8 protein-coding genes are annotated in these 8,384 nt (G+C 66.7%); 2 read left to right on the top strand and 6 right to left on the bottom strand.

What is annotated here, in order from left to right; genetic code table 11:
* Positions 1 to 100: 100 nt before the first annotated feature.
* The 6 genes from HMPREF9056_RS12985 to HMPREF9056_RS13010 all read right to left on the bottom strand — a co-directional run bounded on the left by HMPREF9056_RS12985 (position 101) and on the right by HMPREF9056_RS13010 (position 6,203).
* Positions 101 to 1,762 (bottom strand): cell wall-binding protein, encoded by a 1,662-nt coding sequence (locus HMPREF9056_RS12985; protein ID WP_157185101.1) that lies wholly within the window; start codon positions 1,760 to 1,762, stop codon positions 101 to 103.
* Between the two features lie 507 nt (positions 1,763 to 2,269).
* Complete coding sequence (locus HMPREF9056_RS12990) at positions 2,270 to 2,692, bottom strand: hypothetical protein (RefSeq protein ID WP_034514602.1); 423 nt, start codon at positions 2,690 to 2,692, stop codon at positions 2,270 to 2,272.
* 68 nt (positions 2,693 to 2,760) lie between these two features.
* Positions 2,761 to 3,705 carry an HNH endonuclease gene (locus HMPREF9056_RS12995; RefSeq protein WP_034514601.1) on the bottom strand — a complete coding sequence of 315 codons (945 nt, stop codon included), beginning with the start codon at positions 3,703 to 3,705 and terminating at the stop codon, positions 2,761 to 2,763.
* Between the two features lie 205 nt (positions 3,706 to 3,910).
* Positions 3,911 to 4,654: a cupin gene (locus HMPREF9056_RS13000; protein WP_009405408.1), complete on the bottom strand. Its 744-nt coding sequence runs from the start codon at positions 4,652 to 4,654 to the stop codon at positions 3,911 to 3,913.
* Positions 4,651 to 5,460: an ABC transporter gene (locus tag HMPREF9056_RS13005; RefSeq protein ID WP_009405409.1), complete on the bottom strand. Its 810-nt coding sequence runs from the start codon at positions 5,458 to 5,460 to the stop codon at positions 4,651 to 4,653. Before HMPREF9056_RS13005 ends, HMPREF9056_RS13000 begins: the two co-directional genes overlap by 4 nt.
* Positions 5,457 to 6,203: an ABC transporter ATP-binding protein gene (locus HMPREF9056_RS13010; protein ID WP_009405410.1), complete on the bottom strand. Its 747-nt coding sequence runs from the start codon at positions 6,201 to 6,203 to the stop codon at positions 5,457 to 5,459. The genes HMPREF9056_RS13005 and HMPREF9056_RS13010 overlap by 4 nt, the downstream gene beginning before the upstream one ends.
* Before the next feature lie 130 nt (positions 6,204 to 6,333).
* Here HMPREF9056_RS13010 and HMPREF9056_RS13015 point away from each other — a divergent pair, with 130 nt between their 5' ends.
* Positions 6,334 to 7,458, top strand: coding sequence for a sensor histidine kinase (locus tag HMPREF9056_RS13015; RefSeq protein ID WP_009405411.1), 1,125 nt, complete (start codon positions 6,334 to 6,336; stop codon positions 7,456 to 7,458).
* A complete protein-coding gene (locus tag HMPREF9056_RS13020) occupies positions 7,455 to 8,177 on the top strand; it encodes a response regulator transcription factor (protein WP_009405412.1) in 723 nt (240 codons plus the stop codon). The genes HMPREF9056_RS13015 and HMPREF9056_RS13020 overlap by 4 nt, the downstream gene beginning before the upstream one ends.
* Positions 8,178 to 8,384 lie beyond the last annotated feature (207 nt).

The following is an 8,384-nucleotide window of genomic DNA, read 5'->3' on the forward strand; positions in this document are numbered from 1 at the left end:
GCAAACGCGTTTGCTTGGGACCCCATGGGCCTGGATCTCGGTCAGTCGCCGGTGGGGCGATCCTCCCGACACTCATTCAGTTGTGGTGAGTGCGGTCGGGTCACCGCTTGGCGGCCCGGAAGCCGGCCGCCACTGCCTGTGCGTCGGTGGAGAAGCATGCCTCGGGCTTGGTCTCGCTGTAGGACTGGTTCCACGGGTGGTGGTAGATCTTGCTGCTCGCATTGCCCTTGATCGGGGCCCACGCGGGGCAGCTGTAGCCCCCGTTGTTGACGGTGATCCACCGACCGTTGCCGTCGAAGGCGTAGGTCCAGCCATCGATCGTTCTGGTGGTGCTGACCAGCATCGCGCCGCTTCCATCGACGTAGAAGGTGCCCTCGATCCACTTCATAGTGGCCATCGCGCCGCCACTGTTGAAGTAGTACCAGGTGCCCCCGATCTGCTGCCACCCAGTGGTCATTGCCCCGTTGCCGCCGAGGTAGTACCAGGCGCCGCCGATCTGCTGCCACCCGCTCGCCATGGTGCCGCCGGCGCCGAGGTAGTACCAGGTGCCCCCGATCTGCTGCCACCCGCTCGCCATGACACCGTTGCCGTGGAAGAAGTACCAGGCGCCGTCGATCTGCTGCCAGCCGGTGACCATGGCGCCGGTTCCGTCGACGTAGTACCAGTGGCCATCCGGCGAGATCCACTTCCCGGCAGCCATTGCGCCGGAGCCCTCGAGGTAGAACCACTGTCCGCCGTTGGAGACCCAGGTGCTTGAGCGCATGGCGCCAGTGGTGTCGAAGTAGTACCAGGAACCGTCGACCCGTGCCCAGCCGGTAGTCATCGCCCCGTTGTCGCTCAGGTAGTACCAGTGGCCGTTCGGTGAGATCCAGCCAGTGCTCATGGCACCGTTGTCGTTGAAGTGGAACCAGGCGCTGCTGATCTGCTTCCAGCCGGTAGCCAGGTCGCCGTCGGCGTTGGCGTAGTACCAGTGGTCGCTCACTTGCTTCCAGGTGCTCGCGGTCATGGAGCCGTCGTTGTTGAAGTGGTACCAGCTCGCCCCGACCTTCACCAGGCCGATGGACTTGGCGCCGACTTCGTTGGCATAGAACCATTTGTCGCCCAGGTGAAGCCATGTGTTGGTGGCGATGATGCCGGAGCTCTGGACGTAGAAGCTGAGCCCGTCCTGGTCGATCCACCGGTTGGCCTGCATGACGCCGTCGCTGTCGAAGTAGTACTCGGCGTTGTCGACGTTCTGCCTGCCCGTGAGAGCAGCGCCGTGGGCGTCGGCGTAGTACCGCTTGCCATCCAGCTGCAGCCACGTGCTGGTCTGCAGGGTGCCGTCGGCGCCGACGTAGTACTTGCGTCCTCCGTCGGGAACCCAGGTGTTGGTCTTCTTGACGCCGTTCTCGTAGTAGTACAGCTTGCCGTTCTCCTCCCGCCATTCCTTCTTGGGCTCAGCAGACGGAACAGAGGGCTTGTCCGAGGGAGTGGCATCTTCAGAAGGCGCGGCGCTCGGTGCCTCACTCGGTGAAACAGCGGGTGCGGAAGACTCGGAGGGCTGTGCGGAGGGCGCTTCGCTTGCCGCCACGGGTGCCGGGGGAGTGGCGGGAACGGCTGGTGAAGCCTCGGCCGGGGCGACCGGCGGAGCTGCTGGTTGCTCGGCGACGACGTCGCTTGCCGGGGGTGCGGTTGGCTCTTCGGCTAGAGCGGTGGGACTGGCGAGTCCCACGAGCGTCATCGCTGCGAGCGTGCCGACCATGGATCGACAGGAGCGCTTCATAACTTCCTCCTTGAGGGCACGGTCCTCAATCGTGTGAACGGTGCATCCACCACTGCCGATCGGTGCGGAGTCCTCGTCGAGCTTGCGCGTTGCGGTGGGTGCCGCAATATTTTACGGCGCGGCTACTTCAATGTAACGGCCGAAGTTCTCCAAAAAAAGTTGCGGTTGAGTGAAGGCTCTGGAATTGTCTGGAAAAAATATTTCTGGTGCGCTGTACGGCCGCTTCCGTCAGTCACTCCTGTGAGGTGGCCGCGACGTCTCTGTGCTGCCTTGAGGGGCGAGGCTGAGTGGGTGGATGAGACCCCTGATCGTTTCGAGATCATTCTGAAGGGAGGGTGCGAGTGCAGACGGAGGGTTTCTGGCGACAGCGGTCACGGAGGTTGCTAGACCAGTGAGAGACGGGCAGTGATCGAGGAGGTATCTGCCGCCCGTGAAGTTGTGTCTGTGGAGTGAACTCCTAAGACGCCGACAAGGTCATCGTAGGATGTCTGGAATCGGGGCCTGTCGCTACGAGCAGGCTGATCTGGCGGCGTCTGCTGCTGTTGGTGCCTGAATCTGGGCGGTCCAGGCACCGATTGCAGTCTCCAGTCGGTGCCGGCCGGGCATGACGGCAACAGGCTCTCGTCGACCATCCTTCAATGTTCCGACGACGGTGAACCAGGTGGGCCTACCGACGCGATGGAGCAAGTCGGCTCCCTCGGGCTCCACTGCCAGATGGTCCATGACGACGTCGAGTGCTGCTCTCCAAGTCTGCATCTCGATCCCTGTCTCGGCGTGAGCGCGTAGGAGATCCGCGACGAGCAGCATGACATCGTCTCGGTCGGCGTCGTTCGTGGGGTGCCAGTGCTTGCCGATGATGGCGGCGAGGCGATCGGCATGTTCAAGAGCGGCCGTCTCCGCTTCGGTTGCGATGTCGCGTGGATAGATCACGGTGGGCTCCTTCGAGTGGTAGAAGTCCATTCTCTGGAACCGCGCGTAGCTTGTCGGAAGCTTTGAGCCTATCGGGTCGTGTGAGCCTCTGCCCTGAGGAAGTCTTCGAAGTGCTCGGCAAGACGGTCGCCATCGGGATGCATTTGTTTGGAGGTCGGCACGTGCGTGAGGGAGCCGCCTTCGAATTTCAGTAATCCGGTTTGTAGGTGGGTAGTCTCGATACTCTTTGCTCTTGTCGCCACATGGATGCGGCGGTCGGCGTCGATGCCGAGGAGGTGGCGGTCGTAAGCGGTGTGATGAAGTCTGCACAGTGCCAAACCATTGCTGACCTCTGGAACACCAGTTTCCTTGGCATCGGCGATGATGTGTGAGGCCTCAAGAAGCTGTGCGTGCGGAAGATCGCAGACTGCGCAGGAGATCTTATAGACGCTGAGTACGTGTTCCCGGAAGTCGTGCTGGTGGATGCGCTCTTTCATCCATCTTGACTTGTACTTCTTTTCAATAGGAGGTGGGGTCGTGAGGTTCCCGTAGGGGATCGAATCATCGATGTCTATAATAAATTCCCGCTTCTGGAGGTCGACATCCTTGATGTATGCCGGAAATCGCATATAATACAATGTTGGATTCTTCATTAATGGAACTCGAATAAGCCAAACGAGTGGATACTTGCGCAGATGCGCCTCGATCATCGCATCGTTTGTCCATGTCTTGGTGTCCGAATCAGCGAACTGGTAGTGGAGAAGTCCGTCGTCATCGATAGTGTCATCGTACGGCCTGGATCCTTCTTCTGTAGATGTAGTTTTGAAGGAAAAAGCTCCGCGAAACTGCTTTGGGCGCCATATTCCTTGATTTCTGTTGATTAACTGAATTCGATGGCCGTGCCAGCGGAATCCGTCGTTAAGGGTTTGAAAGGTCAGTATTTCATGTCCGCTGATGCGTTGCTCTTCCAGCCATTTCATGGCAGCTAGGTGTGCATCGAGCTCCTCTTCTGGAGTGAACGTATCGCTGTCCATGGTGCTTCCCTTATGAAAAGAGCAGGTGAGAGATGGGGGATGTCTGCCCGCGGTGGCAGGACACAAGGTGGAAGTATATCGCGCTGGAACGGTGCTGAGTGATCTGGGTTTACTCGGCAAGGGACAGGGGCGGGAGCGTCCTCACTCGCTCCCACCCCCGGCTTTGATGGGCTGCGGCCGGCTCATACTCGTGGTGTCCCGATCCTCACGCATCCGCCCGGACCAGCCGGACGATGCCGGCCATCTGAGCGGCCGCTGCCCAGGCCAGGCTGGTGAGTCCAGCGGTGGTAGCATCCGCCTGCGGCGCGCCCGCCGTCACCCATATCTGACCCGCCTGGCCCGGGAGCCAGCGGGCGGCGTCGCCCAGAAACACGGCCAGCTGGGGTGCCAGAATCACCAGCATCACGGCTGCCGTGGAGGCACCGATGACGCTGCGCAGCGCCGCACCGAGCCCATCCGCCAGCAGCAGCACCGCCGTCAACCAGACCACGGTCCTTCCGCCGGCCCACAGCGCCGCCCTCGACATCGTCGGACACGCTGCCAGGCTCGCCCCGACCAGGACGCTCGCCACCACCAGTCCCGTGCCGGTCAGCACCATGAGTCGTGCCACCGCCAGCCGCCCACGCGCCGGCGTCACCAGCAGACTCGTCATGCCCTGCGCCGTGGAGTGCTCGGCGCCCGCCGCGGCCACACCGGCCGCCACGAAGCCGATCTGCACCGCCAGTGCCCACATCGGAGCGATCTCCTCGAATCCGAAGTCCTGCCCGTCCACCACGTTCTGCAGGACCGACATCATCGTGGCGATCGCAGCCGCGCCCGCCACCGCCGCCGACCACCATATCGCCGGCAGCGTCACCACCTTCAGCAGCTCCGCGTGCAGCGCACGTCCCCAGGCTGTCGTCACCCCTGCGGTAGCCCTCACCCTGCTGGTCGCACCGGCTCCGCTCATGCGTCCCGCCTCATCCACACCCAGCAGCACACCGCCGCGCAGCCTCCCGCCCAGGCCGCACAGACGGCGGCCGCCATCGGGATCGACAGCAGCTCGACGAGCCGGTCGTAGTTGAGCGTCGTCGGGCTCGCAATGAGCCGCACCGCCGCGGTATCCGGCAGGAACCGGGCCGCATCGGTGGACTTGATGAGCAGCACCCCCGGCGAGATCATCGTCGACATTGCGACGAGGACCGTCATCGACACCAGCGCGCTGCGCGTCGCCATCGCCAGTGCCATCGACGCCATTGCCGAGAACACCCACCACGTCAGGATCCCCGTCAGCATCCACCACGGCACCGGCTCGAAGGGCACGCTCGACCCCAGCAGGTGCCGGCACAGCGAGTAGGTCGCCGTCCATGCCACCGCCAGGAGCACCGTCGCGGCCCCCAGCACCACGAGCAGCTTCGCAGCCACCGACGCCCCGCGCCGCGGCTGTACCAGCATCGTCGTCGTCACCTGTCGCGGAGCGCTGGAGGCCCCGCTCGTGCGCGGATCACTCGCGTACTCGCTGACCACAACACTCACCGCCAGCACCACGATCCCCGTCGTCCCCACGTACAGCCCGATGACGCCGACGTCGCCCAGCTGCGCCGGCGCATCCGGGGCGCCGGCCGCCAGCCGCGCCGCCAGGTCATGATCCGTGTAGTACTCGATCAGGAGCGGCAGGACGATCGCCAATGCCGCCCCCAGCCAGGCCCCCGGCAGGCCCATCGTCTTGCGCACCTCCGCCTTGAGGGAGCGCACCAGCGCCGTCGCCGCGCTCATGAACGGCCCCCTTCCTCGCGTCCGGCCCGGCCACCGGCCCCGCCCCCGGTCGGGGCAGTCAGCGAGAAGAAGGCTTCCTCCAGGTTCGCGTAGCCCGCCGCGACCTCCTCCAGCGTCCCGGCGGCCCGCACCCGCCCGCCGGCGATGACGACGACGTCGTCGGCCACCTCGGCCAGCTCGGCCAGAACATGACTGGACAGCAGGACCGTGCCCCCGGCATCGGCCCTCTGCCGAAGCAGCGTGCGGATCCACCGGATCCCCTCCGGATCCAGGCCGTTGACCGGCTCGTCGAGGACCAGCACCTCCGGGTCGCCCAGCAGCGCCGTCGCCAGCCCCAGGCGCTGCCCCATTCCCAGGGAGAAGGTGCGCACCCGCCGCCCTGCGGCCTCACTCAGCCCGACGACATCGAGTACTTCGGCCACCCGACGCCGACTGATTCCCGCGCCCGAGGCCACCCAACCCAGGTGACCGCGGGCCGTGCGCGAGGGGTGCGCGCCCGAGCCGTCGAGCACCGCCCCCACGGCACGCAGCGGGTCGCGCAGCTCGCGATAGGGGCGCCCATCGATGAGCGCGGTTCCGCCGTCGGCCCGGTCCAGGCCCAGCAGGCACCGCAGGGTCGAGGACTTTCCGGCGCCGTTCGGCCCCACGAATCCGGTGACGCGGCCCGGGCGCGCCTCCAGGCTCACGCCGTGAAGCACCTCCCGCGAACCGTGTCGTTTGACGAGGTTCTCGATACTGATCATGGGCCAACTCCAGCGCGCCCGGCCGCGGTGCGCATCGGCCGCCGGGCCCACGCCGCGCCGGCGCCTCAGACCCAGGTCCGTCAGACCCTGGTTCGATGAAGCGCCCGAGCCGCCTTCCTAGACTGGCCGCGTGCCTGCCCCCGACGTCCCGCCGCGCCACTCACCGCTCGGGCGCGCCATCACCGGGCTGACCGTGATTGTCTTCGGCCTGGGCACCATGGTCGGCTTCTCCCCGGCTCCTTCTCGGCGCGCCCAGATGACGGCGCTGCTCGTCATGGCCGGGCTCGTCGCCGCCTCCCTGTGGCTGCGGCGGCGCGACCAGCGTGCCTACGAGCGGCGCCTGGCCCAGGAGACCGCCGCGCGCGCCGTCGCCGAGGACCGCCTCGTCATCGCCCGCGAGCTGCACGACGCCGTCTCCGGCGACCTCGGCGCCATCACCGTGCGCTGCGCCGTGGCCCAGCGCCTCGAGACCAACCCCGACGGACTGCGCAGCGCGCTCAGCGACGTCGAGGCCGCCTCCCGCGAGGCCACCGACGCGCTGCGGCGTATGCTCGCCGTCTTGCGCGACGAGCACACGCCCCCGACACCCGGGGCAGTGACGGCGGTCTCGGCTGCTGCGGGTACCTCTGTGGTCGGCGCGGATGCAGCAGGCGTACCGGTAGGTTCGGGACCCCAGCCGAGTGAGGAACCTACTGAGGGCCTCGCTGCCAGTCTCGCTGAGGTCGTCGACCGGGCTCGACGCTCCGGCGTCACGGTCGAGGTCGATGCCGACACCGGTGCAGGTGCAGAGACGGACACAGCCCCAGGTGCGGCCGACCCTGCCGAAACGACGGATGAAGGGGCTCGAGGCCTTTCCCCCTTGACCGGCCTCTCCATCCCAGTGAGCCGGGCCACCGTTCGGGTCGTGGCCGAGGCCCTGGCCAACACCGCCCGCCACGCCGGCCCCACGCGCGTCCGCGTGACCCTCCGCCGGGAGCCGGGACGGCTGTGCATCGCCGTTGTCGACGACGGCCCGGTCCCCGGCTGGGCGTCCCGCCCCGGGGCTGGGCAGGGACTACGCGGACTCCACGAGCGTCTGACCGCCCTCGACGGAACCCTGACCGCAGGCCCCCGCACCGACGCATCCGGCTTCGCCATCGAAGCCGTCCTGCCCACCGGCAGCACCCGGCGTTCCGGAGACAGTGCGGGCCCGGAACGCAGACCCGCCAACGATCCGCTGGATGCCGGTCCCAGGAGCGATAGGGGCAACCCATGACGGATCCCACCGATGCGCTGACCAACAAGGCCGACAAGGCTCCCGGCGCCCCCATCCGTGTCCTCATCGCCGAGGACCAGGCCCTCCTGCGAACCACTCTGGCCGCCCTGCTCGAGGCCGAGCCCGGTATGAGCGTCGTCGGCCTGGCCGAGGACGGTGCCCGCGCGGTCGCCCTGGCCGCCGAGCTGCGCCCCGACGTCATCCTCATGGACATCCAGATGCCGGGCCTCACCGGCATCGAGGCCACCACCCGGATCTGCGCCGATCCGGCGCTCGCGGCCACGCGCGTCCTCATCCTCACCATGTTCGAGATCGACGACTACGTCCTGGGCGCCTTGCGCGCCGGCGCCTGCGGCTTCCTGCTCAAGGACACCGCCCCGCAGGCTCTCGTCGACGCCGTACGCACCGTCCACGAGGGCCAGTCGCTGCTCAGCCCTCAGGTGCTGGCACGACTCATGGCCCGTATGCCGCACACTGTGGCGGCCGGAGCCTCCGACGGCTCCTGGGCCGAGGACGTCGAGGCCCTCACGCCCCGCCAGCGCGAGGTGCTCCTACTCATCGCCCGGGGCCTGTCCAATAGCGAGATCGAGGCCGAGCTCGGCATCACCCGGGCCACCTGCCGCAGTCACATCACCGCGCTCCTGGCCCGCTTGGACGCCCGCGACCGGGCCCAGCTCGTCATCGCCGCCTACGAGACCGGTCTCATCGGCCCCCACTGAGGTTCACTGGGGTGATCTGGCTCGAGTTCGTACCTTAAGGCTCGAGGTCGTACCCTCTACCCCTCGAACGCTCGCCCTAAGGTACGAACGCGATGGCGGCAGCGCCGTGCCGTCGGGGACGACGTCGGTACATCGCCTCCAGGGGCACGGCTATCCGGGGAGCACCCCGCCGGGAGTCCCGTTACCTTGTTGGTGGTCCCGGGTGGT

Source organism: Actinomyces sp. oral taxon 170 str. F0386 (genome assembly GCF_000195595.1).
Lineage (GTDB): Bacteria > Actinomycetota > Actinomycetes > Actinomycetales > Actinomycetaceae > Actinomyces.

Bases quoted from the DNA above. Each gene is read 5' to 3' on its own strand.
- HMPREF9056_RS12985 (WP_157185101.1), bottom strand. From the start codon at position 1,762: ATGAAGCGCTCCTGTCGATCCATGGTCGGCACGCTCGCAGCGATGACG.
- HMPREF9056_RS12995 (WP_034514601.1), bottom strand. From the start codon at position 3,705: ATGGACAGCGATACGTTCACTCCAGAAGAGGAGCTCGATGCACACCTA.
- HMPREF9056_RS13000 (WP_009405408.1), bottom strand. From the start codon at position 4,654: ATGAGCGGAGCCGGTGCGACCAGCAGGGTGAGGGCTACCGCAGGGGTG.
- HMPREF9056_RS13005 (WP_009405409.1), bottom strand. From the start codon at position 5,460: ATGAGCGCGGCGACGGCGCTGGTGCGCTCCCTCAAGGCGGAGGTGCGC.
- HMPREF9056_RS13010 (WP_009405410.1), bottom strand. From the start codon at position 6,203: ATGATCAGTATCGAGAACCTCGTCAAACGACACGGTTCGCGGGAGGTG.
- HMPREF9056_RS13020 (WP_009405412.1), top strand. From the start codon at position 7,455: ATGACGGATCCCACCGATGCGCTGACCAACAAGGCCGACAAGGCTCCC.